This window comes from Cyanobium sp. NIVA-CYA 375, from assembly GCF_056108345.1.
The window spans coordinates 1-23,542 of the sequence record NZ_JBSYHW010000024.1 but is presented as its reverse complement, the minus strand read 5'-3'; the positions used below and the strand labels follow the sequence as shown (position 1 = coordinate 23,542).

The window sequence follows — 23,542 nt, the reverse complement described above, 5'->3', positions numbered from 1 at the left end:
GGGGACGGGGCGAGAAACAGACAGCTCGGCTCCGGCTCAGTCGGTGAAGCCAGCGCTTGCTTCAGTGTCTCCCAGCCCCAGTCCACTGCCCAGTCTTTGCAGAGCTTCGGCCTGAGCCAGGGGCATCTGGCCGGGGCTGTAGACGCCAGGGACGCCAGGCGGCAGCAGCGGGCGCAGCTCCTCCCAGAGGTAGGGGCTGCCGTAAACCACCAGCCCCGCCAGCCTTCCGGCCCTTGCTAGCTGGCGCAGGGCCGCGGGCCAGGGCTCGGCGCTGCCGGCGCTGCCGCGAAAGGGATTGCCTCGCACAAACAACTGCAGCAGCACCTGTCCTGGGCCGAGCCGCTCCAGAGCAAGGGGGGCGTCGGCGTCTGTGGTCCAAGGGCTGGGGCTGCGGGCCTCCAGCAGCACGGTGCGCCAGCCGCGGGATTCGGGCCGAGCCAGGGCTGGAGCGGTGGCGCTCAGCACTGCGGCGGCTGCGGCTATGGCCGAGTCGAGCCTGATCAGGTTGATGCCGGCCTGGGGGGTGGCGGCGCCGGTGCTGCCGGCTGTCTCCATGGTGGCTCGCACCAGCTCCAGGGCCAGGGCCTGGTTGGGCTGGGCGGCCGCCTCCGGATCGGCAACGGCCAAGGCCGCCCCGGATCCAGATCCAGAGCAGCGCTCTAGGGCCTGAAGGCGGCGCTCGGCACTGGCTTCCAGCTGCTCAACATTGAGCCGGCCGCCGGCCACCGCTTCAGCGATGGCGGCGATGGCGGCATCCGCATCGGCGGGCATCAAGACCAGATCGGCCCCGGCCTCCAGGGCCAGCACGGCCGCCTCCCCGGCGCCGTAGCTCCCGGTGATCGCGTCCATCACCAGGGCATCGGTCACGATCAAGCCAGCGAAGCCCAGCTGCTGGCGCAGCAGCCCGGTAAGCACCGGCTTGGACAGGGTGGCTGGCCGCTCTTGATCAAGCTCCGGCAGCAGCAGGTGGGCGGTCATCACCGAGGCCACTCCAGCAGCGATCGCCTGTTGAAACGGCGGTAGCTCGATCGCCGCCAGCCGCTCGCGGCTGTGGGGCAGCAGGGGCAAGGTGAGATGGGAATCGCTGCTGGTGTCGCCGTGACCTGGGAAGTGTTTGGCGCAGCCGAGCACCCCAGCTGCCTGCACGCCGCGCACAAAGGCTGCTGCCAGCGCCCCGGCCGTGGCTGGATCTTCCCCCCAGGCCCGCACATTGATCACCGGGTTGGCCGGGTTGTTGTTGACATCGCACACCGGCCCCAGCACCCAGTTGAGCCCCAAGGCCCGGGCATCCCGGCCCGTGCACTGCCCGTAGCGTTCGGCTAGCTCAAGCGCCTGTTGGGGCTCGCGTCCGTAGAGGCGCCCCAGGGCTAGGGGTGGCACCAGCCAAGTGGCGCCGTCGAAACGCTGGCCCACCCCCTCCTCCACATCGGCGCAGAGCAGCAGCGGCCCAGCGGCCCAGCGGCCCAGCTGGGTGCAGCGCAGGGCCATCTCGGCGGCGCTGCCGCCAAGCAGGATCACGCCGCCCACACCGGCCTCCAGCAGGCTGCGGAGCTTGTTGTTGGGCAGCTCCCAGCGGGGGTAGCCGCGTTGATGGTCGGCGAGTTTGCCGCTGGCCCGCACCACGATCAGCTGGTGGATCAGGCGCAGCAGGGCTGGACCCGTGGCTTGGGTCGCGCTTGCTTCAGAGATCACTGGCTTCGGCTGGTTCGCCCTTCTCCTGCCGCTCGTCTTCTAGGCGATTGAGCAGCCCCAGCACTGTGGTGCCCTTTTCGATGCCACGATCGAGCACAAACACCACCTCAGGGGTGCGCCGCATCTTCAGCCGCCGGCTCAGCTCACCCTTCACGAAGGCGCTGGCCGAAAGCAGCCCTGCCATGGCTTGCTCTTTGTCGGCGTCGCTGCCGAAGACGCTCACAAAAATCTTGCAGTGCTGCAGATCGCCCGCCACTTCAACGGTGGTGACACTCACCATCCCCTGGTTGACCCGCTCGTCCTTGATGCCGCCAATCAGCAGCTCACTAATTTCGCGGCGGATCAGGGAGGCCACCCGCTCCACCCGTCGGCTCTGTGCCATGGCTATGCCAGCGGTGCTGGGTTCACCATCGCATGCAGGATCAGCCCCAGGCTCAGCAAGCCGCTGACGCCGGCGCCAATCAGGGCAACCGCCGTTACCGGATTGCGGCCCCGGGCCGCCAGCGGTTCGAACACCGAATTGGCCACACCCAGGCCAAAGGCCACCAGGTAGCGCGGGTAGCGCGTCACATTCAGGAAGAAGTCCTTCATCGCCCGGGGTGGTCGGTCCTTGCTGCTTGCTGGCTACTCTGCCGCCCAGAGGTCAGGTTTGAAGCATGGAACTGCACCAGTTCAGGCATTCGGCCTTTTGCGAGAAGGTGCGTCTGGTGTTGGCCGCCAAACGGCTCGACTACACCGTGGTCGAGGTCACGCCCGGCTTGGGCCAGCTGGAACTCTTCCGCCTGTCGGGCCAGCGCCAGGTGCCAGTGCTGGTTGATGGCAGTGAGGTAATTGCCGACTCCACCGCCATTGCCCTTTATCTGGAGCGGCATCACCCCGAGCCGCTGCTGCTGCCCGAGGCCCCGGCTGAGCGAGCCCGGGTGCTGCTAATCGAAGACTGGGCAGATACGGCCCTTGCTGCCGGCTGCCGGCTTGCCCTGGTGCAAGCGGCGGCTGTTGATCCGCTGCTGCGCTCCGCCCTGCTGCCCGATTCGACCCCGGGCCCCCTGCGTCAGCTGGTCAGCAACCTGCCCGCCGCCGTGATGGCGGGCGTCGGCGAGGCGGTGGCAACGGTGGTGGGCAGCGCTGAGCGCCATCAGCTGCAGACCAACCTCGAGCAGTTGGCTGTGCTGGTTGCCGATCAGCCCTATCTGGTGGGTGATCGCCTCACCCTTGCCGATCTGGCTGTTGCCGCCCAGTTGGGCTTGCTCAAATTCCCGGCCAGCAGTGGTGCACCCCTGGCGGGCCAGGGGGTTAGCGGCATCGCCGACCACCCGCTGCTTGAGCCCCTGTTCAATTGGCGGGATCGGATTGTGCTGGAAGCGGGTCGGGGCTGAGCGGCGTCAGGGTTAGTTGGAAATGGCCGCTGCTGCTGGCCGCGGCGGCCAGGCCTAGGGCAGGGGAGGGATAGCTGGCCTGCCACTGCTCGGTGGTCACCGTGCCGTCGGGATTTTGGCTGTAGTGGCTCAGGGTTTCCACCCGGCTCACCCGGGGGTCGCCGGGGCCGTGCAGTACCTGCAGGGCCAGTTCGTCGGCCCAGAAGTCGGTCGGATTGGGCGGCTCACTGCGGCGTCCCACCACCGTGGATTCCAGTTGCTGATCACCCGCCAGCAAGGCGATCTGGCGGTTTGGGTTGGTCGGATCATTGCGCACTTGCAGCAGGGCAGCGCCCAGCAGGGCCCGGCCGATCGCGGTGGCATTAAAGGCCCGATCGCCCACCACCGCTCCGCCTGGGTCGGGGCTGAAGCGCACCTCGTAGTCCAGGTCATCGCTGCGCACCTGCCAGCGCCCGGCCATCCAGTCGGGGTAGGTCAGGTCCTGGTGGCCTGCCCGAGTTGAGGGTCGCTCCAGGGGAGCGGGCAGGCGCCACTCGGGCCAGTGGGCGGCCCGTTCCGCCAGCACGCCCGGCCCCATCGCCAGCAGCAGCGCCAGGATGGGCGCCAGTAGGGCTCCAGTCATGTCCGATCCCCTGTTGCGGGAGCTTGATCATTACGTGGTGCTGGAGCCAGGTGGCGGCGAGCGGATTCTCACGGCGGCCGAAACCCTGACCTGGCTTGAGGCCCGGCTTGCCAAGCTGGAGCCGGTTCCGGCAGATCTGGCCGCTCTCGCTAGCCCGGCCTTGCAGGCCCAGCGACTGCTGGAAACCGCCTGCGAACTGGAGTTGGCGCCTGGCCTGACGATTCAGTGGTTTGCGGTGCGGATCGAACCGCCTGGCTAAGGGGGGAACTCAGTTGAGGGATGGCGTGATCTGGCCATCGGCCTGGCGCAGCTCCACCGGGGCCTCAGGCGCCGCAGCTGGGTCTTTGAGAATGGCTGGCAGATCGGCCAGCACCTGCTGGGCCACCTGGGCGGGGCTAGCTCCAGCCTGCTGCACCCGCAGGTCGGCCTGGGCATAAAGCGGGTTCCGTTGGGCCAGCAGCTCGCCTAGGCGGGCGCCCGGATCACCGGCCTGCAGCAGGGGCCGGGGGGTGGAATCGGCTCGCAGGCGATGCAGCAGTAATGGGGCAGGCGCATCCAGCCACACCACCACCCCCTGGCGCATGTGGCCCCAGTTCTCGGGCCTGGTCACCACTCCACCTCCGGTGGCCACCACCAGGGAATGCCAGCTGGCGATCTGGCCAAGCACCGCCGTTTCCAGTTCTCGGAAGCCGGCTTCACCGTCAGTGGAGAAGATTTCGGGGATGGTGCGGCCAGCGACTTGCTCCAGGGCAGCGTCGGCATCAAGGAAGCGGTAGCCCAGCGCTGCGGCCAAGGGGCGGCCGACGGCGCTTTTGCCGGCGCCCATCATGCCGATCAAATAAACGTTTAGCCCTTGCAAGCGCTGGGCCAAGCTCGGCGATGGGGGTTTATTCATGGCGGGGTTTTCCTGGTTCGACGCCTTGGCCCTTGCCCGTTTCTAGGATGGTGTGCCACCTACCCGGGCGATGACGGCTACTGCAACAGCCTCAGGTTTCTCGCCGAACTCGGCCAGCTCTAGCCACGGGCGGGGCCGCCCCTGCGTAATTACCAGGCGGGCCACCTTCAGCGCCAGTCATCGCTACTGGCTGCCGGAGCTCAGCGCTGAAGAGAATCAGGCCCGCTTCGGACCCTGCAGCCTGGCCCCCGGCCACGGCCACAACTACACCCTGGTGGTGGCCATGGCTGGTCCGCTCGATGCGGACGGCATGGTGCTCAATCTCTCTGAGGTGAAGCACGCGATCCGGGCTGAGGTGACGGCCCAGCTCGATTTTCGCTTCCTCAACGAGGCTTGGCCTGAGTTCGATCTGGATCGTCCTGAGGGCAAGCTGCCCACCACCGAAGCTCTCTGCCAGGCCATCTGGACCCGTCTTGCCCCCCAGCTGCCCCTGGTGGGGCTGCGTCTGCACGAAACCGACACGCTCTGGGTCGACCTGCTCGCCCCCGGCTCCGCCCCAACCCCCATGGAAGCCTTTCTCTCGATCCGTACCCACTTCGCCGCCGCCCATCGCCTGGCCCGGCCCGAGCTCTCCCAAGGCGAAAACGAAACTATCTACGGCAAGTGCGCCCGGCCCCATGGCCACGGCCACAACTACCTGCTCGATGTAACCGTCCGCGGCCCGATCGATGCCCGCACCGGCATGGTCTGTGATCTGGCGGCTCTGCAGCAGCTCGTCGACGACCTGGTGGTGGAGCCCTTCGACCACACCTTTTTGAACAAGGACGTGGAGCATTTCGCCAGCACGGTGCCTACCGCTGAGAACATCGCTCTTCACATCGCCGACCTGCTAAGCGCCCCAATTGCAGCCACCGGCGCCCGCCTGCACAAGGTGCGTCTGCAGGAAAGCCCCAATAACGCCGCCGAGGTGTTTGCTGAAACTCCCCAGCTGGAAATGGTGCCTGCGGCGCTCGAAGCCCTGGTGGCTGGCTGAGCCCCGTGCTGCGGCTGGTGCTGGCCGTCAGCCTGGATGGCCGCTTGGCGCCCCCGCAAGGTGGAGCGGCCCAGCTGGGTGGGGCAGGCGATCGTCAGGTGTTGGAGGCGGCCCTGGCCTGGGCTGATGGCTGCCTGATCGGTGCCGAAACCCTGCGTTGCCATGGCAGTACCTGCCTAATTAGGGCGCCTCATCTACGGGCCCAGCGTGCAGCCAGCGGCCGCGCTGAGCAGCCGGTGGCCGTAGTAGTGAGTCGTAGCAACGATTTTTCTCCAGGTTTGCATTTCTGGCGGCAGCCGCTGCAGCGCTGGCTGCTGACACCCAAGCGATCGCCGCTAGCCCCGGCTTTTGATCGTCGCCTGGATCTGGAGAGCTGGGGTGGGGCCCTGGCTGCCCTGGCGGATCAGGGGCTGGAGCGGCTGGTGCTGCTGGGCGGTGCGACCCTTGCCGCCAGCTTGCTGGCCGAAGGCTGGATCGATGAGCTGCAGCTGACCCTTTGCCCCCGGCTGCTGGGCGGACCCCATGCCTGGTTGCCCCTGGAGGCCGCAGTTCAGGTTGGGGAGTGGTGCCTGCAGGAGCACCGGCGTCTGGAGGGTGAGGAGTTGCTGCTGCGCTACTGCCGCGTTTTGGCGAAGCCCTGAGCCAGCTCCCGCAGGGAAACCTGCTGGAGGGTGTCGGCGGGCAGGCCCAGCATGCGGGCTAGGCAGCGTTTCAGCACTAATTCGCTGTCGGGGCCGAAGTCGCTGCGGATCAGATCGCCCAGCACAGCCAGGCCGCGACCACTCGAGGCGGTTTCCTCCACTAGGCATTGGCTGGTGGGCCGGGCCAGCTGGGCACAAGGAGCTTCCAATTTGGCGGCCAGGCTGGCATTGCCGGCAGCTGCGGTTTCCACGCAAACGGTTTTGAGCCTTTGCTCCAATTGGGGGCGCACCAGCTGCAATACCGGCAGCAGCAGGCTCGCCAGCAATACGGGTGCGAACAGTTGCACCGGGGCGGCCAGGGCATGGATCGGTCGGGGCACCAGGGCTGCGCAGCTGTGGTTAGTTTTGCTCCTTGCGTGCCCCCGTTGCAGCCATGGCTGAGTTGCAGGCTCGCTGGCATCAAAGCCTCGCCGACATTCCTGAAGATCGTTGGGATGCCCTGCTGGCAGCAGTGCATCCCCAAGAGCTGCCTTTTTACCGCTGGCGCTGGCTGCAACAGCTAGAGGCCAGCGGCAGCATTGCACCGCGGGAGGGCTGGCAGGGCTGTCATCTGGGCCTGTGGCGCGGCGAGGTGTTGCTGGCGGTGGCTCCCCTCTATTTGAAGGGCCACAGCTACGGCGAATTCGTTTTCGACCAGAGTTTTGCCCAGCTCGCTGGCCAGTTGGGCCTGCGCTACTACCCAAAGCTGGTGGGCATGAGCCCGGTGAGCCCGGTGCAGGGGTACCGCTTCCTGGTCGACCCCGCTGAGGACGAGGCGGAGTTAACCGCTTTGATGTTTGAGCTGATCGATGCCTTCTGCCGCCAGCACGCCATCCTGAGCTGCAATTTTCTTTATGTGGATCCAGGTTGGCAGCCGCTGGCTGAAGCGGCTGGCTGTGCTGCCTGGGTTAATCAGCAGAGCCAGTGGATCAACCCCGGCCACAACGATTTCAACGCCTATCTGGCCAGCTTCAATGCCAACCAGCGCCGCAACATCAAGCGGGAGCGGCAGGCGGTGGCAGCCGCTGGCCTCACGGTGACCCCTCTGTTGGGCGAGGCAATCCCGCCGGCTTTAGTTGGGCGCATGTATGACTTTTATGCCCAGCACTGCAGTCGCTGGGGGGCTTGGGGCAGCAAATATCTGAGCGAGACCTTTTTTGCTGCCCTGGCCTCCGATCCGCAGTTGCGGCGCCATCTGGTGCTTTTCAGTGCCCATCGCGGCGATCCAGCCGAGCCGGTGGCCATGTCCCTGTGCGTCCACGCCGGCGACCAGCTCTGGGGGCGTTATTGGGGCAGTGATGAGCAGATTGACTGCTTGCATTTCGAGGTCTGTTATTACGCTCCGATTGCGTGGGCAATCGAGCGCGGCATCCGCGCCTTTGACCCTGGCGCTGGCGGTAGCCACAAACGCCGGCGGGGTTTCGTGGCCCAGCCCCGCGTCAGCTTGCACCGCTGGAGCGATCCACGGTTTGCTGCGATCCTGCAGCGCTGGTTGCCTGGAGCCAACACGGAGATGGCCGAGCTGATGGCGGCCATGAATGCGGAGCTGCCTTTTACGGCTGCCTACGATCCACCGCATGCCTGAAGTACCTCCCAGCCGCCAACAGCTCGATGACCAGCTCTCCCAGCGGTTCATCGCCTTAGACCCAGCCGGCTACTTCCTAATTCGCATCGATCGCGAGGCGGCGGAGCTGGTGGTTGAGCACTACGGCAATGGCATCGATGAGCGGGGCTTGGCCACCGATCCCGATACAGGAGAGGTATTGAGCTGCGGCGGCGGCGATGTTCGCGAGCCCTTGGCAGTTTTCCGGGGCTGCAGTGCCAAGCAACTGGGTATGGACCTAACCGAAGGGCCAGGCCCCCACCCGCTCACCTGTCTTGATCACGCTCTTTACCTAGGCAGAGAGCTGCAGCGGGCTCAGGCGTGCCTTGAGCAAGGAATTGAATATGTCCAAGATTGAATAAATATTATTCATTTAATCCAGCCGAGCTTGTCGACTGGATTCAACTACCACCGTTAAACCGGCTGCAGTTCGCGGCTCGGTTCGGCTGTGGTCTTTGGGGGATCGGGTGGCAGGGTGGCTAGCTGCTCTTCTATCTCGCGCCGCACGATTGCGCGGTATTCGAGGAAGTGTTCGTTGTGGGCCAGGATCGATATGAAGCCAGTGAAGCGCTTCGGGTTATGGCGGTACATGCCATAAAGCGCTTTCCAGAAGCGCACCCTGGTGTTGCGCTTGAGGCCTTGGCGCCAAAGAATGATTCCTAAAGCGCGCAGATCAACCCAGCTGGTCGGCTTGGGCGGTCGGCTGCCAGGAACAACCAACTTCTTCCATTGTTGGGGTGGCAGTTTCAGGAAGTAGGAATAAACGCGATCAATGAAAGCGTTTGGCTCATAAAGGGCGCCGAAGGCGTCCACATACTCATTGGCGATGTCGCGAATCGGCCTGGTGGGCTCGAAGTTAAGCAAGTTGGTTTGGTTGACCCCTTTTGCAGCTGCCTTGCCTTCGATCAAGCGACCTTCTCTCTCGAGGCGATGCCAAAGAGCTGTATTTGGAAGGGCCTGAAGCATGCCCATCATGGCGTGGGGAATGCCAGTGCGGGTCACAAACTCAACGATTCTGCCGCCCGCGCCCTCTTTCTCACCGTCGAATCCGATGATGAAACCAGCCATCACCCGCAACCCGTAGGAGGTGATTTTGTTGACAGAATCCACTAGGGAGCTGCGGGTATTTTGTAATTTACCGGCAGTTTCCAGGCTTGATTCGTCGGGAGTCTCGATGCCGAGGAAGACGCTCTCAAAGCGGCATTCCACCATCATTTGCATCAAGTCATCGTCCGCCGCTAAATCCACTGAGGCTTCGGTGGCGAAGCTGAAGGGGAAGCCGTGGTCAATCTGCCATTGGCGCAAAAGCGGCAGCAGCAATTTGACATTGCGCTTGTTGCCGATGAAGTTGTCATCTACCAGGAACACCGAGCGGCGCCAGCCCAAGTCGTAGAGGCATTGCAGCTCAGCTACTAGCTGCTCAGGGTTCTTGGTGCGAGGTTTGCGCCCGTACAGCACGATGATGTCGCAGAACTCACATTGGAAGGGGCAGCCTCGGGAGAACTGCACCGACATCTCGGAGTAGGCGTCCAGTTCAAGCAAGTCAAAGCGTGGAATCGGCGTTCCAGTTACATCAGGTTTGACGCCATCAGAGCTGAAGCGGCCATGGCTCTCACCCCGCTCAATGGCTTCGATGAACATTGGCAGGGTGATTTCACCCTCGTCGAGGATCTTGTAATCCGCCAGTTCGAGCTCGGGTGCATCTGGGGTGGAACTGGCAAAAGGACCGCCCACGGCGACGGGAATACCGCGCTGCTTGGCTTTGCCGATCTGAGTGGCCATATCGGCCTTCTGCACGATCATTCCGGAAATCACCACCAGCTCGGCCCAGTCCCACTCGGCTTCGCTGACCTCGCGCACGTTGCGGTCAACCAGCTTCATTTCCCATGACTGGGGCAGCAGGGCGGCAACTGTGACCAGACCCAAGGGCGGCAAAAGCACCTTGCGATCGATCAACTCAAGGATTTTTTCGTAGCTCCAGAAAGTTTTCGGGAACTCTGGGTAAACGAAGAGAGTGCGCATGCAATCAGCGGAACTGGGTTGATGACCGGGGAGAACCAGGGCGCTTTTTTGCGCAGCTATGCGGTGTTAGTAACTGAGAGCCTAGGAGGTCTACGGAAATGCTGAAGGCAGCCTGCTTTCTGCTGTAATGGCTTCACCTTCAATGATGGCCTGCCATGGCTGCCGCAATTTACCTGGGTTTGTTTGGTGGTGGGCTGGCCGTTGCCATTGCCGCATCGATCGTGCTGCGCGGCATCAAACTGATTTGAGCTTGAGTCTCAGGCCCCTGCGGCTGATCAGCTCCTGCAGGCCTAAGACGAAGCCAGCCGCCCCCAGCACGGCAAAGGTTCCCTGTAACCCGAGCGTCAGGCTCATGGCCGCTGCCAACAGGCCGCTGAGGCCGCCCCCACCTAGGAAGGCGATTTGGCCCAACCCGGCCATGCGCCCCCGGATGGCCATCGAAGAGCCCACCTGGCTGATCAAATTGACCCCTGCCAGCAGGCTGGCGGTTCCAGCCCCGAGGGCGAAGGTGGCCGCCAGCCCTATTCCCACCGTTTCTGGGCTGCTGAAAGCGGCCATAGCTAATTGGGCTGTTGCGGTGATCAGGGTGCAGCTTCCCAGCAGCAGGCCGGGTCGCTGGCTCAACCAGCGACTGTGACGCTGCAGCACAAGGCCGCCGCTGATGCTGCCTGCTGCCAACACGCTGGTGAATAGGCCGAGGGCCTGGGGGGAGGGGCCCAGCAAATCCCGGGCCATCAAGGGGGCTAGGCCTGGGTGGAAGAAGCCCAGTAAACAAGCCAGAGCCGTGTAGATCAACACGTGCCTTAGCACCGGACCACTGCCGCGCCAGGCGGCTCTGAGCCCACTGCTGGCTCCAGCCACGCTGCGCTGCTCCAGCCCCCTATTGGGGTGGAGCAGCCACAGCACTGAAGCGATGGGGATCAAGTAAGTGGCGGCATCGATCGCCAGGGCCGTGCCCGCGCCGGTCCAGGCCAGCAGCCAGCCCCCTATGGGAGGCCCCACCAGCTTGCCCACGTTGAACACCACCGAAAAGCTGGTGAGGTAAGGAGCCAGTTGCTGGGGACCCTCCACCAGTAGGGCGCAATATTTGTTGCGGGCCGTGAGTTCGTAGGCACTGGCGATGCCTACCAGCAGCGTGCTCAGTAGCAGCAGGACCACCTGCAGGTCACCACTGCTCAGTGGTATGGCAACGGCTCCCAGTATGCCGGCTGCGAAAAGTCCCCATTGGGAGCGGATCAGCACGGCTTCGCAGCCCAGCTTGTCGGTCGCAACCCCTGCTGGCCCACTTACCAGCAGGGAAGGCAGGGCCAGCACCGCGAAATGGAGGGCAAGCACCATTGGATTGCCGCTGCCATCCATCAGGATCCAGCCCTTAGCCGTGAGGCCTGCGAAGGATCCAGCTGTGCTCAGTCCTGAGGCAACCAGAAAGGTGGTGCGTTGATGCGGCCGCCAGCTCAAGCGCCCATGCTGCGGGTGCCCACCACCTCGCCGATCAGGTCGTAGGTGTCGGCAGCGGTGATGCGCACCCGCACCATGGTGCCTGGTGCTGCGCAAAGTCCGCCCTCACCTGGATGCACCCGCACTTCACCATCCACCTCGGGGGCGAAGCGGGCGCAGCGGCCGAGCATCTCGCCGCTGCTGGGGTTCTCCTGCTCAATCAGCACATCCACGATGCGGCCCACCCAGGCGGCGTTGCGGGCGGCGGCGATCGGCTGCTGTAGGGCCATCAAGCGGTCTTTCCGGTCCAGCGCGATCTCGTGGGGTATCTGATCCGGTAGCTCCGCGGCAGGGGTGCCCTCCTCTGGAGAGAAGGTGAACACGCCCACGTGGTCGAATTTTTGTGCGGCAACAAAATCCAACAAGTGCTGAAACTGCTCTTCGGTTTCGCCGGGGAACCCCACGATGAAGGTAGTGCGCAGCACCGCCTCGGGCAGTTGTTCGCGGATGCGGCCCAGCACACCGGCGGTCACATCTGCCTGCCAGGGGCGGTTCATGGCCCGCAGCACGTCCGGGTGGCTGTGCTGAAGAGGCAGGTCCAAGTAAGGTAGCACGTTAGGCACCTCCCGGTAGGCAGTCAGCACCGCCTCGGTGAGGCCGGTGGGATAGGCGTAGTGCACCCGGATCCAGGGAATTTCCACTTCGCCGAGGGCCCGCAGCAGCTCAGCCAGCTGGGGCTTGCCGGCTAGATCAAGGCCGTAATTGGTGGTGATCTGGCTGATCAACACCAACTCCTTCACCCCCTGAGCCGCCAGCGCCTGGGCCTCAGCGACGATCGAGGCGATTGGGCGGGAGCGCTGATTGCCGCGCAGGTGGGGAATGATGCAGAAAGCACAGCGATAGTCACAGCCCTCGGCCACCTTCAGATAGGCCACCGCCTCGCTGGTGGTGCGGTAGCGGGGCAGATGCTCATCGGCTACGAAGGTGGGGCTGGCGCTCACCTGGTTGACCCGCTCGCCGGCCTCCACCCGTTCCAGCACGCTGACGATGTGTTGGTAGTCGCCGGTGCCCACGATTGCCTTGGCTTCGGGGAGGCTTTCGAGCAGCTCCTCCTGGAAGTGCTGGGCCAGGCAGCCGGCGATGATCAGTTCCTTGCCCTGTTCAGCAAGCTCTACGAGTGTGCGTACCGACTCTTCGCGCGCTTCCTGGATGAAGCTGCAGGTGTTCACAACCACCAGAGTGGCATCGCTTTCATCGGCACTGACGCCGTAGCCAGCCTCCGCTAGCAGACCCAGCATGTGCTCGGTGTCCACGCGATTTTTTTCGCAGCCCAGGTGGGCAAAAGCCACGGTGGGCTTGGCTGCAGGAGCGTGGGTTTCCTGGTTCACAGTTTTGCCAGGGCAGGGATTCAGCCTACGTTGCACGCCGACGGCGCCCTTAACCCCTGGTTTGCTCCTGCCACAATCAGGCCAGCCAGGGCTCCGACCCGTGACCTCATCCCGCCTCAGCCAGCGCCTTAGTTCCAGCCGGCGCCGCAGTGATCCAGCCCGCCGCTGGGCCCGGGTAGCCATGGCTGTTTTAGCCACCATCGGCGCCATCGACACCGGCGCAATCACTTTGAAGCGATGGGGTCTGCTCGGTCCGCTGAGTTGCCCTGGCGGCGCTGAGGGCTGCGACAAGGTGTTGAACAGCGCCTGGGGAAGCCTGTTTGGCCAGCCCCTGTCTTTGTTTGGCTGGCTGGCCTACGGGGTGGTGTTGCTGCTTGCTGTGCTGCCGCTGGTGCTGCGCGGCGACTCGCGGGCGGCCCTTGCCCAGCGCAGTTGGTGGGTGTTGCTGCTGCTGAGTACGGGCATGGCTGTTTTCAGCCTGTTGTTGATGGGGCTGATGGTTCTGAAGATTCAGGCCTTCTGTTTCTTCTGCGTCCTATCGGCGATTCTCAGCTTGAGCCTGTTTGTGATCAGCCTCGTTGGTGGGGAGTGGGAAGACAGTGGCCAGCTGCTGTTCCGGGCCGTGATCGTGGCCCTGTTGGTAGGCATGCTGGGTTTGGGTTGGGCTGCTTCCGTTGATCGACCCGCCGCGGTGCGGGAGGCTGGGGCGCCTCCGGTCGTTGTAGCCACCAGCCGTCCAGAGGCGGTTGCCTTAGCAGAACACCTGAGCCGCATCGGCGCCGTGATGTACACGGCCTACTGGTGCCCCCATTGCCATGAGCAGAAGGAGTTGTTCGGCAAGGAAGCCAGCGCCAAGTTGGACCTGATTGAGTGCGCCGCCGATGGCCAAAACAGCCAGAAGTCACTGTGCGACACCAAGGCAATTGAGGGCTTCCCCACCTGGGAGATCAACGGCAAGCTTGATTCCGGTGTGAAGCCCCTGGCTGAGCTCGCCCGGCTCTCCGGTTACTCCGGTTCAGTGCCCTGAACAGGGGCGGTGCTTGGGGGCTGGTGCATCTGTTGATCGGTGTGGCGCTGCCAAAAGGGCTGGGCGTGGGGCGAATCGGTGCGGTGGTGTCCCCCCCGGCTCTCGGTGCGAAACAGGGCCGCTTCGATTAGCAGCTCGGCCAGCACCAGCCGTTGGTGCAGCTCCTGCAGTCGTCGCAGTGCGGGCACCGCCGCCGATTCGAATTGGACGCTCTGTCCCGGCTCCAAGTTTTGTAGTTGACGCCAGGCTTGGCTGGCTTCGAGCTGCCTGCGCTGGCCCCGCAATTGCTGCAGGGCAGGCGCGAGGGAGTGGCCATTGCGCTCTACCCCCGCCACCTGCCAGCACAGATCCCGCAGGGCGCTGATCTGGGCCTCCAGGCTCTCTTTGGCGGGCAAGGGCAGCTGGGTTGTGGTCGGCGGCTCCCCTTGGTTGGCTCCGGTTGGCCTGGCCGGCGCCAGCTCGATTGTGCGGAGCTGGCGGGCAAACACCAGGCACTCCATTAAGGAGTTGCTGGCAAGCCGGTTGGCCCCGTGCACGCCCGTGCAGGCCACTTCGCCTACGGCATAGAGGCCAGGCACGCTGGTGGCGGCTTGGAGATCGGTCCAGATGCCGCCCATCCAGTAGTGGGCGGCCGGGGCCACTGGGATCGGTTCTCGGGTGGGTTCCAGCCCGAGCTCGCGGCAACGGCCCAGGATCGTGGGGAACTGGCGCTCCAGACGCGGCAGTCCCACAGGCCGCAAATCAAGCCACAAATGGTCTACATCTAGGGCCTGCATCCTTCGGGCCAGGGCGCGACTCACCACATCCCTTGGGGCGAGATCTCCTCCCGGCAGCTGGGCCACTGGGCTGCCCCCCGACCCGTCCACCAGGCGGGCCCCTTCGCCGCGCACCGCCTCCGAGATCAGGAAGTGGGGCGCACCAGGCAGCATCAGGGCCGTGGGATGAAACTGCACAAATTCCAGATCTCGCAGTTTTGCGCCGGCTTGCCAGGCCATCACCACCCCGTCGCCGCTCGCCAGGCTGGGATTGGTGGTGTGGGCGAAAAGGTGGCCACCACCACCAGTGGCCAGCACCACCGCCCGGGCCGCAAGCCAGTGGAGTCGGTTGCCCTCGAGCACGGCTAAGCCCACGCAGCAGCCCTGCTCCAACCAGAGCTGCAATGCCACCACCCCCTTGCGCTGTTCGAGCTGGGGTCGCAGCAAGACCTCCCGTTCCAGGGCCTCCACCAGGGCGCCGCCAGTGCGGTCTTGGGCATGCAGCACCCGCCGGTGGCTGTGGGCGGCTTCCAGAGTTGTGCTCAGATTTTCGCCGTCGCGGTCGAAGGCCATGCCCAGCTCCAGCAGGCGCGCCACGCAGGCCGGAGCTTCATGCACCAGCAGCTCCACCGCTGCCCGATCGCAGAGCCCACCCCCAGCCATCAGGGTGTCGTCGATGTGGCTCTGAAAGCTGTCGTTGGGCAGTGTCACCGCGGCTATACCCCCTTGGGCCCAACGGCTGGCTGATCGAGGGGTGCTGCTGAGATCGTTGTCTTTGCTCAGCAACAGCACCCGCAGATGGTGGGGCAGCTCGAGGCAGGCCATCAGCCCGGCGGCTCCGCTGCCGACAACCACCACATCCCAGGACTGCTCTGCCATGGCGGCTGAAGACACCCGACAAAGGCCGGCACTAAAAAAGCCGCCGGAAGGCCCGACGGCTTTCAAGCGGAAGTGAGCTTAGGGCTCAGCGGTACTGGCCGTCGTTGATGCGATCGTCGCCTTCGTTGAGGGCGATCGAGGCTTCGGTGACGGTGAAGTTGTCCTTGTACTTGTTGAACAGTTCTTTTTGGCGATCGGTCAGGTCGAGGCTCAGGACGTCGTCGACGCTGGCGTAGGGACCTCCTAGGACGATTTTGCCGGCCAGGGTGGGATACATGCCGGGATAGTCCTGGAAGCGGCGCACGGAACAGTTGTTCAGATCTACCTTGCCGGCCCGCTCGGCGATTTTGTCGTCAACCAGGTTGCGCCGATCAGCGGCGAAGGCGGGGGCTGGAATCAGCAATGTGATCAAGAGGCCAGTCAGCACAACCCCACTCATCAGCCAGGCAAGCAGCCGTTTCATCACGACACTCCGTTGAACTACGGGAAGGGAGGCGACATCAGTCACCGGAATCCCAACGCTACAGAGCCATGCCGGAATCTCTACCAGTATTTCGGCAGGATTTGCAGTTCTTCAGATCAGGCCGCTGAGGCTGGGTGCCACAAGGGCAGCCAGTAGGAAAAGCCCATCTACCGCCAAGGTTGTGGTCAGAGCGGCACTGGCTATGCGTCCCACCTCTCCAAGACCCCAGAGCCAGCGGCAAATTTGAACCAGCACGACACCGCTGAACACAACAAAGACCAGACCTTGTGGGGCCAGAACCTGCTGGGCGGCAGCCTGCAAAAGCAGGGGCGCCTCGGCGCTGCTAGCGCTGAGGATCTGGGGCCAGGAGGCCATCAGCCCGGTGGCGGCTATTGCCACATCAGTGGCTGCTGTGCCCAGCAGGGAGCCGAGATAAAAACCGCAGGCAACTTTCCAGCGGCTCTGGAGTCCGGTTAAGGCCAGCGGCAGGGCAAAGGCTTCAATTGGAAGATGCCATACCGGATGGAGTCGGCACCAGCCCCAAAAAAGGCTCCCTGCCAACCAGCTGCCGCAGAAACCCACTAGCAATTCCCCGGCCTTACGGGTGCGGGGATTGGAGTGCTGGCTCAGAGCCAGAGCAAGCCCTAGTAAAGGCACCGTGAACATGGCCGCACTGAAGGGGGCCAACCGCACCCAAGGTGCCTGCAGAAACACCGGCAGGGTTACCAGTACGCCGCTGATAAGACTCAGCCCGGGGTTGCGGCAGACCTGTAGCCACATCCGTAACGGAGGTAGAGCCGGAAGGACTGCCGGGGCGATTGTGTTACTAGGAGCCCCGACCACCAGGAAGATGTGAAGAAAGATGAGCAACCTTAAGGGGTGGAACGGACTGGCGCGCCATAGGGTCGCTGCAGCCTGTAGTGCCTGCGATGTTGTTCGCCGCCATGCCAAACCTGCCCGTTGCGGAGATCGATTTCTGGGAAGCCTGCTTCCGATCCCTGGTGTTGGGGGTGTTGCAGGGATTGACGGAGTTTTTGCCGATCAGCAGCACCGCCCACCTCAAGGTGGTGCCGGTGTTACTCGGCTGGGGCGATCCGGGGGTAGCGGTTACGGCGGTGATTCAGTTGGGCAGCATCGCGGCGGTGCTGGCTTATTTCCGTTCAGACCTGGCTGAAGTGTTGCGAGGCGTGGGCCGGGCCTGCCGCCACGGTCAGTGGGGCGAACCCTCTGCTCGCATGGGGGTCGCCATTGCCCTCGGCACCCTGCCAATTGTTTTTGCCGGTTTGGCCCTAAAGCTTTGGGTGCCTGATTACGACAACTCGCCGCTACGCAGCATGGCCTCGATTGCGGTCGTGTCGATCGTGATGGCTTTGCTGTTGGCCTTGGCCGAGCTAGTGGGTAGCCGTCGCCGCGAGCTCGCCGACGTGCAGCCCCGAGACGGTCTTTGGGTCGGCCTGGCCCAGGCCCTCGCTCTGGTGCCAGGCGTTTCCCGCTCTGGCAGCACCCTCACTGCGGCCTTGTTTGACAGCTGGCAGCGACCGGCCGCCGCCCGCTTCTCCTTTTTGTTGGGCATTCCGGCAATCACCCTGGCGGGCCTTGTGTCACTGAAGGAGGCATTCAGTGCTCCAGCCGGTGGTGGTGCGGTGCCCCTGCTTGTGGGCATCGTTGCTGCTGCGGTGGTGTCTTGGTTGGCGATTGCCTGGTTGCTGCGTTTTCTGCAAACGAACAGCACTTGGGTGTTCGTCGCCTATCGCCTGGTCTTTGGGGTAGGCATTTTGATTTGGCTTGGCGCCAGGATGGCAGCCTGAACCCTCAGCAGCGCCTGACGCCGTGTGGAATGAGCCCTCTGCGGGGATTGCCCTGGCTGCCCTCGATGGCAGCTCCCCAGGGGCGGTGCGCTTGCCGGCCCCTGCCGTGGTCGCCTCGGTGGAACCTGGTTCGATCGCTGAGGAGTTGGGCTTCCAGCCAGGCGATCGTCTGCTCAGCATTAATGGCAAGCGCCCACGAGATCTGATCGATGTTCAGATGTTGGTGGGAGAGGAAGAGCTCACCCTGGAGGTGGAAGATCCCGATGGATCACTGCATACGGTCGAGTTGGAGAAGGATCTCGACGAGGGCTTGGGCCTGGGATTCACCGAAGCCCTATTCGATGGCCTCAAGCAGTGCAACAATGCCTGTCCGTTTTGCTTCATCGACCAGCAGCCACCGGGTCGCCGCAGCAGCCTCTATTTAAAAGACGACGATTATCGTCTCAGTTTTCTTTACGGCTCCTATTTAACACTCACAAATCTCAGCGCCGCTGATTGGCAGCGGATTGAGGAACAGCGGCTCTCGCCCCTGTTCGTTTCCGTCCATGCCACCGATCCTGAGCTACGCAGCCGGTTATTGGTTAACCCACGGGCGGCCTTGTTGCTGGATCAGTTGGGCTGGTTTGCCCAGCGCGATCTGCAGATCCATGCCCAGGTGGTGGTGTGCCCAGGCCTTAACGATGGCCCCGCCCTAATTCGCACCTTGCAGGACCTGGCCGCCTTTGGCGGTGGCGACTGGCCGGCGGTGCTCTCCGTGGCAGTGGTGCCCGTGGGGCTTACCCGTTTTCGTCCCGACGGCGATGCTCTCGTGCCCGTCGATTGCCAGGCCGCCCGCCAGGTAATCGCCTTGGTGGAGCCCCTGCAGCAGCACTTTCAGCGGGATTTGGGCAGTCGTTTCGTCTGGTTGTCTGATGAGTGGTATCTGATGGCGGGGCTGCCGCTCCCTCCCCGGGCGGATTACGAAGATCTGCCCCAGCAGGAAAACGGCGTGGGCAGTATTCGCGCCTTTCTTGAGGCACTTGAGCGCGCTACCCGGGAGTTACCCAAGGCCTTGGCCAGGCCGCGGCGGCTGAGCTGGGTGGTGGGCCAGCTGGTAGCCAAAGCCCTTGAGCCGGTGGTGGCCAGGCTCAATGCGGTGGACGGTCTGGAGTTGATTTTGCATGGCCTGCCTAGCCCCTACTGGGGTCAGGAGCAGGTGGTCACGGGTCTGCTGACAGGTTCGGACTTACTGAACGGCCTGGCTGGCTTGGATTTGGGCGAGGCCTTGCTGTTGCCGGCGGTGATGTTGCGCCAGGGCGAACCGGTATTCCTCGACGACCTCACCTTGGCTGAGTTCGAGGCCCAGTTGCCGGTGCCGGTGCAGCTGCTGCAGGGTGCGGACGATCTTGTGGCCTCATGTTTTGCCATCACTCCACAAGTTCCTTAAGATTAAGGAGTTGAGATAGGTTTGGGTGACATTTTTCAGTTTGCGCTTAGCCCTGCTAGGCCTGCTAGCAGCGCCGACGCTGTCTTTTGTTGCGCAGGCTCAGGAAACGGCAGCCCCTGCCCCTGCCCAACCGGCGGCTGCCTTGCCCTTGGCTCCAGAAGCGCTTCGGGGTAATTCGACTACCAAGCTGCGGGGCTATCGCCCGCGTGTAAATCCAACTCTGGTGACCCCTGCAGCTACCAAGCTGGCGCCAGGGCTTGAGACCCTGCCTGCCCCGGCCTCCCTGGCCTTGCCGGTTAAGCCGGAGCAAGTGCAAATTACTGAGTTTCGACCCCTAGGATTGGTTGAGGTCGAAAACCTGGCCGAGGTCAACAACCCCGACCTCAAGGCGATTGCCAGCCAGGTGGATCAAGCCCAGAGCAATCTGCGGGCCCAGATTGCCCAGTGGTATCCAAATATAAATCTTGAGGCAGCCTCTGCGCCGGGCTTCACCACAGGACAAGCAAGGTCTGTGGCTAGCAATGGTGACGCTCAGAACCAATCCACCGACCGCTGGGATTTTGGGGCAGCCCTCAGGGCTCAGTGGTCACTGATTAATCCTCAGCGCGTGCCATCTATCGCGGCGGCGCGGGATCAATTTGAGAAGGCTAAGTTTCAATACGTAATTGCTCTACGGGATCTGCGGTTGCAGACCGCTTCTGCTTATTTCGATTTGCAGCAGGCAGATGATCAAGTCCGTATTGGTCAGGAGTCTGTGAGGGCTTCGATCGTGAGCCTGAGGGATTCCAAGGCACGCTTTCAAGCTGGTGTGGCCACCAAGCTTGAAGTTCTCGAGGCCGAAACCCAGCTTTCCCGTGACCAGCAACTCCTCACCAATTCTCTTGCAGCCCAGGCGATTGCTCGCCGCAGCCTGGCGGCTCTGCTGGACTTGCCGCAGAACGTAACCCCCACTGCCAAGGACCCTGCAAGAGTATTTGGTATCTGGCAGCCCTCTTTGCAGGAGAGCATTGTTGCGGCCTATACCTTCCGTGAGGAGTTGGATCAGGCCTTGCTTGATATTTCCATCGCAAATAGTGAGGCAAACGCAGCGTTGGGCGCCGTTCAACCTTTTCTAAACATCTTTGCGGGTTTTTCTGGCAATGTTTTTAACGGTAATGACCCCGTTATTGTTTCGCAGCCGGGAGCTGAGGGCAGCAATTACGACACTTCCATCGGCTTGAACTTGAGCTGGCGCCTCTTTGACGGCGGTGCGGCGGCTGCCCAATCTCGCCAAGGCAAACAAGCTGCTCAAGAGAACTCCTTTCGCTTTGCACAACGCCGCGACGGAATTCGCCTAGAGGTGGAAACTAGTTTTTATGAGCTAGAGAAGAATAACCGCAACATTGTTACTACTTCAAGAGAAGTTATCTCGGCACGCGAATCCTTGCGGCTGGCCCGCCTGCGCTTCCAAGCAGGGGTAACCACCCAGCGTGAAGTGGTTGATAACCAGAGAGATCTCACCCAGGCAGAGGTGCGCTATTCCAATTCCATCACTGATTACAACAAGCGCCTAGCCGAGTTACGCCGCCGCACGGGCCTCGATCAAGTAGCTGGCTGCACTCCCCAGTCTCTACCGGCCAATAAGCCTGCTGGCTCTTCCGATGTTCCCGTTGAACCCACCCCCCTAATCCCGGCCTGTCAGGCCGCAGCCCAGGGAGCCGTCTGACGACGTGGTGACGTCCCCTTCAGGCCAGCCCCCATCCCTGGGGTTGCTCCATACCTTGAGGTTGGGGTTGTTTCAGGGATGCCTGGGTTGCCTGGCCGTCATCTTTGCCGGTTTGCTCAACAGGATCATGCTGAGCGAGCTCCATTTTCCCGGTTTACTGGTTGGTGGGGCGTTGGCATTCGAGCAATTTGTAGCTCCCTCGCGGGTGTTGTTCGGCCAAATTTCTGACTCCCATCCCTGGGGGGGGCGTCATCGGCTTCCATATATATGGCTTGGCACGGCCCTGTTTTGTGGATTGGCAGTGCTTTCCATCCCCCTGATTTTTCATGTGGGGCGCCTGCTTGAAGCTGCTTCGCAGCCTGAGTTGGCTCTAGGGATCGCTGGACTTTGCGGGCTGTTTGCCCTTTATGGGCTGGCGATTTCCCTGGCCACCACGCCCTATCTCGCTCTGGTCATTGATCGCACCAGCGAGGCCGAACGGCCCAGGGCTGTGGGACTGATTTGGTGTCTGCTTACCGTTGGCATCGTGATCGGGGCGATCTCCATCAGTCTGAGCCTTCGCAGTCTTGATGGCATCACCGATCCTGCCGTCTTGGAGCCGGTGTTGCTGGGCTTCATGATTCGGGTGATTGCATTTGTACTTGTTCTCACGGTCGTGGCCACCGTTGGGCTCGAGCCAGGCAGGCAGCAGCAACTTGTCCAGCCTTCGAGCAGCGTGCGCCGAGAGGATGCCATCACCCTGGCCCAGGCTTGGGCCCTAGTCAGCTCCAGTCGTCAGGTGCTGGTGTTTTTCTCCTTTCTGGTGTTTTTCACCCTGGGATTATTTCTTCAGGACCCCATTCTCGAGAGCTACGCAGCAGACGTGTTCGGCATGCCGATTGCAGCAACGGCATCACTGAACGCCATTTGGGGCATGGGAACTTTGACAGGGTTGCTGCTGGCTGGGTTTTGGATCGTGCCCCGTTTAGGCAAGCTGGTTACTGCTCGCTTGGGTTGCCAGTTGATCTTGGCCAGCCTGGTTTTACTTGCTCTGGCTGGTCTAGAGCCCCACGTGCCGGTGCTGCAGTTCGTCATGCTGCTGTTTGGCCTGGCCGCTGGCATTGGCACCAATAGTGCGCTGGTGCTGATGCTGGACCTAACCCTGCCTGAAGCTGCCGGCACCTTCGTAGGCGTGTGGGGCCTTGCGCAGGCACTGTCCCGCGCTCTGGGCAAAGTGCTCGGTGGTGGCCTGCTTGATCTAGCCCGTTATCTTCAGCAGGCTCTTGAGCTAGCGCCGTCAGTGTATTTCCCCTACGCGCTGGTTTTATGCGTGGAGGTGCTGGTGGCTTTTGGTGCTCTGGTGTTGCTTCGGCGCCTCAACCTCCGCCAGTTCAGGGAAGATACCGGTCGCAGCCTCAGCAAGGTGCTGGCCCTAGAGCTCGGATGAACCCAGAACCCCCAGTGCTTTTCCCCCCAGACCTCAATCCAGGCCTAGTTGAGCTGATCGATCGTGTAGCTGAAAGGCAACGGGCCGATTTCGGCCATATGGCCTCCGACCTCAAATCAGACGGCAGTCTGATCACCGCCTGTGACCGCTGGAGTGATGCGACCCTGGTTGAAGGATTGGCGCGCTTGTTTCCCGGTGAAGGGGTGCTGAGCGAGGAAGGCAACAAAGCAGTGCCTAAGACATCTGCTTATTGGGTGGTTGATCCCCTGGATGGCACCACTAATTTTGCTGCTGGGATTCCCTACTGGGCCATTTCGATAGCGCGTTTTGAGGCGGGTCGTCCCGTGCTGGCCGTGCTGGATGTGCCACCCCTGCGGCAGCGCATCGTGGCCATTCGCGGTCAGGGCGCCTGGCGTAATGGTCGCCCCCTGCTGGCTCCCTCCGGGCAGAGCCACCCTGCAGGCTGCGCTTCCTTATGTAGCCGTTCGATAGGAGTGCTTCAAAAGCTGCCCAATCAACGCTTCCCTGGAAAAATCCGTTTGCTTGGGGTGGCAAGCCTCAATCTTGTCAGTGTGGCGATGGGGCAAACGATCTCAGCCCTCGAGGCCACGCCCAAGATCTGGGATCTGGCGGCAGCGTGGTTGGTGCTCAGCGAGTTGGACTGCCCGATCCGCTGGCTGGTGCGATCACCGGAGTCGATCGATGCTGGTTCCGATTTGTCAGCAGCCGATTTTCCAGTGCTGGCAGCCGATCGTCCGGAAACCTTGGCCCGTTTCATGCCCTGGGCCGATGCGCTGGTGGCTGGGTCCTTGCCATAAGGGCAACTGGGGTGATATGTTTTTGGACTGCGCGCAAGGGGGAAGCCCCGAAAGCGAGCAGGCTTACGACGGAGGAGGCGAGAGCCGACGGTGTTGTAAGTTTTCTGAGTCGCTGAGAGGCGACGTTCCGCCGAGAACTCCCGAGAGGGGGAGGAGGCGGAAGCACCTGGACAACTAAAAAGTTTAGGAACTGACGCTTTCACTGCGTCACGGATCAAGGGAGCCTGCGCCGCCTGAGAGGGAGGGTGTTGGAGCTTTGATTTTTTAGCTGAGAGATCAGCTAGTGACGGAAATAGCAGTGAAGGTGTGAGGTCCCGTCAAAAAGAAACAAAGCGTGACGCGCCTGTTGGTTGGCTTTTGTTGCCTTCTCACGAGGGAACAGGGGCTGGTGTGCCGATGGGAGAGGCGAGCGCGACCGGATCTGGGATTCGGGAAAGTCAAGAGGAAAGAAATTTCTGAATGCACTCTTTGAAACCTTCTGTCAGAG

General features: G+C 62.9%; 25 protein-coding genes. 13 read left to right on the top strand and 12 right to left on the bottom strand.

Features of this window, described 5'->3' with window-relative positions; genetic code table 11:
* Positions 1-36 precede the first annotated feature (36 nt).
* The 3 genes from AC01FP_RS08180 to AC01FP_RS08170 are packed head-to-tail and all read right to left on the bottom strand — an operon-like array spanning position 37 to position 2,283.
* Positions 37-1,692, bottom strand: coding sequence for a glycoside hydrolase family 3 N-terminal domain-containing protein (locus AC01FP_RS08180; RefSeq protein WP_474479441.1), 1,656 nt, complete (start codon positions 1,690-1,692; stop codon positions 37-39).
* A complete protein-coding gene (gene rbfA / locus AC01FP_RS08175; protein ID WP_474479439.1) occupies positions 1,682-2,074 on the bottom strand; it encodes a 30S ribosome-binding factor RbfA in 393 nt (130 codons plus the stop codon). The genes AC01FP_RS08180 and rbfA overlap by 11 nt, the downstream gene beginning before the upstream one ends.
* Before the next feature lie 2 nt (positions 2,075-2,076).
* Positions 2,077-2,283, bottom strand: coding sequence for a DUF751 family protein (locus tag AC01FP_RS08170; RefSeq protein WP_106633081.1), 207 nt, complete (start codon positions 2,281-2,283; stop codon positions 2,077-2,079).
* Between the two features lie 65 nt (positions 2,284-2,348).
* On the opposite strand from AC01FP_RS08170, the gene AC01FP_RS08165 reads away from it, so the two are divergent.
* Entirely contained in the window at positions 2,349-3,068 is a 720-nt protein-coding gene (locus AC01FP_RS08165) for a glutathione S-transferase N-terminal domain-containing protein (RefSeq protein WP_474479437.1), read from the top strand.
* Here the strand turns inward: AC01FP_RS08165 and AC01FP_RS08160 are convergent.
* Positions 3,025-3,690 (bottom strand): DUF6816 family protein, encoded by a 666-nt coding sequence (locus tag AC01FP_RS08160; RefSeq protein ID WP_474479435.1) that lies wholly within the window; start codon positions 3,688-3,690, stop codon positions 3,025-3,027. The genes AC01FP_RS08165 and AC01FP_RS08160 overlap by 44 nt on opposite strands.
* On the opposite strand from AC01FP_RS08160, the gene AC01FP_RS08155 reads away from it, so the two are divergent.
* On the top strand, positions 3,689-3,949 hold the full coding sequence (locus AC01FP_RS08155) for a CRR7 family NDH-1 assembly protein (protein WP_474479433.1): 261 nt from the start codon (positions 3,689-3,691) through the stop codon (positions 3,947-3,949). The two genes, AC01FP_RS08160 and AC01FP_RS08155, sit on opposite strands and share 2 nt — an antisense overlap.
* 9 nt (positions 3,950-3,958) lie before the next feature.
* On the opposite strand, the gene AC01FP_RS08150 is transcribed toward AC01FP_RS08155, so the two are convergent.
* On the bottom strand, positions 3,959-4,585 hold the full coding sequence (locus tag AC01FP_RS08150) for a shikimate kinase (RefSeq protein ID WP_474479432.1): 627 nt from the start codon (positions 4,583-4,585) through the stop codon (positions 3,959-3,961).
* A 70-nt stretch (positions 4,586-4,655) separates the two neighbouring features.
* Between AC01FP_RS08150 and AC01FP_RS08145 the strand changes: the two genes are divergently transcribed.
* Together AC01FP_RS08145 and AC01FP_RS08140 are read left to right on the top strand one after the other, a co-directional pair.
* Complete coding sequence (locus AC01FP_RS08145) at positions 4,656-5,618, top strand: 6-pyruvoyl trahydropterin synthase family protein (protein WP_474479465.1); 963 nt, start codon at positions 4,656-4,658, stop codon at positions 5,616-5,618.
* Between the two features lie 5 nt (positions 5,619-5,623).
* Positions 5,624-6,259 (top strand): RibD family protein, encoded by a 636-nt coding sequence (locus AC01FP_RS08140; RefSeq protein WP_474479429.1) that lies wholly within the window; start codon positions 5,624-5,626, stop codon positions 6,257-6,259.
* On the opposite strand, the gene AC01FP_RS08135 is transcribed toward AC01FP_RS08140, so the two are convergent.
* Entirely contained in the window at positions 6,232-6,639 is a 408-nt protein-coding gene (locus AC01FP_RS08135) for a hypothetical protein (RefSeq protein WP_474479427.1), read from the bottom strand. The two genes, AC01FP_RS08140 and AC01FP_RS08135, sit on opposite strands and share 28 nt — an antisense overlap.
* Before the next feature lie 53 nt (positions 6,640-6,692).
* On the opposite strand from AC01FP_RS08135, the gene AC01FP_RS08130 reads away from it, so the two are divergent.
* Complete coding sequence (locus tag AC01FP_RS08130) at positions 6,693-7,883, top strand: GNAT family N-acetyltransferase (protein ID WP_474479425.1); 1,191 nt, start codon at positions 6,693-6,695, stop codon at positions 7,881-7,883.
* On the top strand, positions 7,876-8,259 hold the full coding sequence (locus AC01FP_RS08125) for a DUF4346 domain-containing protein (protein WP_474479424.1): 384 nt from the start codon (positions 7,876-7,878) through the stop codon (positions 8,257-8,259). The genes AC01FP_RS08130 and AC01FP_RS08125 overlap by 8 nt, the downstream gene beginning before the upstream one ends.
* Before the next feature lie 56 nt (positions 8,260-8,315).
* Here AC01FP_RS08125 and AC01FP_RS08120 read toward each other — a convergent pair whose 3' ends face one another.
* On the bottom strand, positions 8,316-9,923 hold the full coding sequence (locus tag AC01FP_RS08120; protein WP_474479423.1) for a B12-binding domain-containing radical SAM protein: 1,608 nt from the start codon (positions 9,921-9,923) through the stop codon (positions 8,316-8,318).
* A 155-nt stretch (positions 9,924-10,078) separates the two neighbouring features.
* Between AC01FP_RS08120 and AC01FP_RS08115 the strand changes: the two genes are divergently transcribed.
* Positions 10,079-10,171 (top strand): cytochrome b6-f complex subunit 6, encoded by a 93-nt coding sequence (locus AC01FP_RS08115; protein ID WP_106633090.1) that lies wholly within the window; start codon positions 10,079-10,081, stop codon positions 10,169-10,171.
* Here AC01FP_RS08115 and AC01FP_RS08110 read toward each other — a convergent pair.
* On the bottom strand, positions 10,158-11,381 hold the full coding sequence (locus AC01FP_RS08110; protein ID WP_474479420.1) for an MFS transporter: 1,224 nt from the start codon (positions 11,379-11,381) through the stop codon (positions 10,158-10,160). The two genes, AC01FP_RS08115 and AC01FP_RS08110, sit on opposite strands and share 14 nt — an antisense overlap.
* On the bottom strand, positions 11,378-12,748 hold the full coding sequence (gene rimO / locus AC01FP_RS08105; protein WP_474479419.1) for a 30S ribosomal protein S12 methylthiotransferase RimO: 1,371 nt from the start codon (positions 12,746-12,748) through the stop codon (positions 11,378-11,380). Before rimO ends, AC01FP_RS08110 begins: the two co-directional genes overlap by 4 nt.
* Positions 12,749-12,848: 100 nt before the next feature.
* On the opposite strand from rimO, the gene AC01FP_RS08100 reads away from it, so the two are divergent.
* Positions 12,849-13,775 carry a vitamin K epoxide reductase family protein gene (locus AC01FP_RS08100; protein WP_474479416.1) on the top strand — a complete coding sequence of 309 codons (927 nt, stop codon included), beginning with the start codon at positions 12,849-12,851 and terminating at the stop codon, positions 13,773-13,775.
* Here AC01FP_RS08100 and nadB read toward each other — a convergent pair.
* From nadB to AC01FP_RS08085, 3 genes are all read right to left on the bottom strand, one after another.
* Complete coding sequence (nadB, locus tag AC01FP_RS08095) at positions 13,754-15,409, bottom strand: L-aspartate oxidase (protein ID WP_474479414.1); 1,656 nt, start codon at positions 15,407-15,409, stop codon at positions 13,754-13,756. The two genes, AC01FP_RS08100 and nadB, sit on opposite strands and share 22 nt — an antisense overlap.
* 85 nt (positions 15,410-15,494) lie before the next feature.
* Entirely contained in the window at positions 15,495-15,872 is a 378-nt protein-coding gene (gene psbU, locus AC01FP_RS08090) for a photosystem II complex extrinsic protein PsbU (RefSeq protein WP_474479464.1), read from the bottom strand.
* Positions 15,873-15,983: 111 nt separating this feature from the next.
* The gene (locus tag AC01FP_RS08085; RefSeq protein WP_474479412.1) at positions 15,984-16,652 is read right to left on the bottom strand and encodes a DUF3120 domain-containing protein; all 669 of its coding nucleotides are present in this window, start codon (positions 16,650-16,652) and stop codon (positions 15,984-15,986) included.
* A gap of 149 nt (positions 16,653-16,801) precedes the next feature.
* Between AC01FP_RS08085 and AC01FP_RS08080 the strand changes: the two genes are divergently transcribed.
* Genes AC01FP_RS08080 through AC01FP_RS08060 form a run of 5 tightly spaced genes read left to right on the top strand, consistent with a single transcriptional unit; the run spans position 16,802 to position 23,055 of the window.
* Positions 16,802-17,680 carry an undecaprenyl-diphosphate phosphatase gene (locus AC01FP_RS08080; protein WP_474479409.1) on the top strand — a complete coding sequence of 293 codons (879 nt, stop codon included), beginning with the start codon at positions 16,802-16,804 and terminating at the stop codon, positions 17,678-17,680.
* A 22-nt stretch (positions 17,681-17,702) separates the two neighbouring features.
* The gene (locus tag AC01FP_RS08075; protein WP_474479463.1) at positions 17,703-19,106 is read left to right on the top strand and encodes a TIGR03279 family radical SAM protein; all 1,404 of its coding nucleotides are present in this window, start codon (positions 17,703-17,705) and stop codon (positions 19,104-19,106) included.
* A 25-nt stretch (positions 19,107-19,131) separates the two neighbouring features.
* Positions 19,132-20,811 carry a TolC family protein gene (locus AC01FP_RS08070; protein WP_474479407.1) on the top strand — a complete coding sequence of 560 codons (1,680 nt, stop codon included), beginning with the start codon at positions 19,132-19,134 and terminating at the stop codon, positions 20,809-20,811.
* 7 nt (positions 20,812-20,818) lie between these two features.
* Entirely contained in the window at positions 20,819-22,237 is a 1,419-nt protein-coding gene (locus AC01FP_RS08065) for a BCD family MFS transporter (RefSeq protein WP_474479404.1), read from the top strand.
* Complete coding sequence (locus tag AC01FP_RS08060) at positions 22,234-23,055, top strand: inositol monophosphatase family protein (RefSeq protein ID WP_474479401.1); 822 nt, start codon at positions 22,234-22,236, stop codon at positions 23,053-23,055. The genes AC01FP_RS08065 and AC01FP_RS08060 overlap by 4 nt, the downstream gene beginning before the upstream one ends.
* Positions 23,056-23,542: the final 487 nt, after the last annotated feature.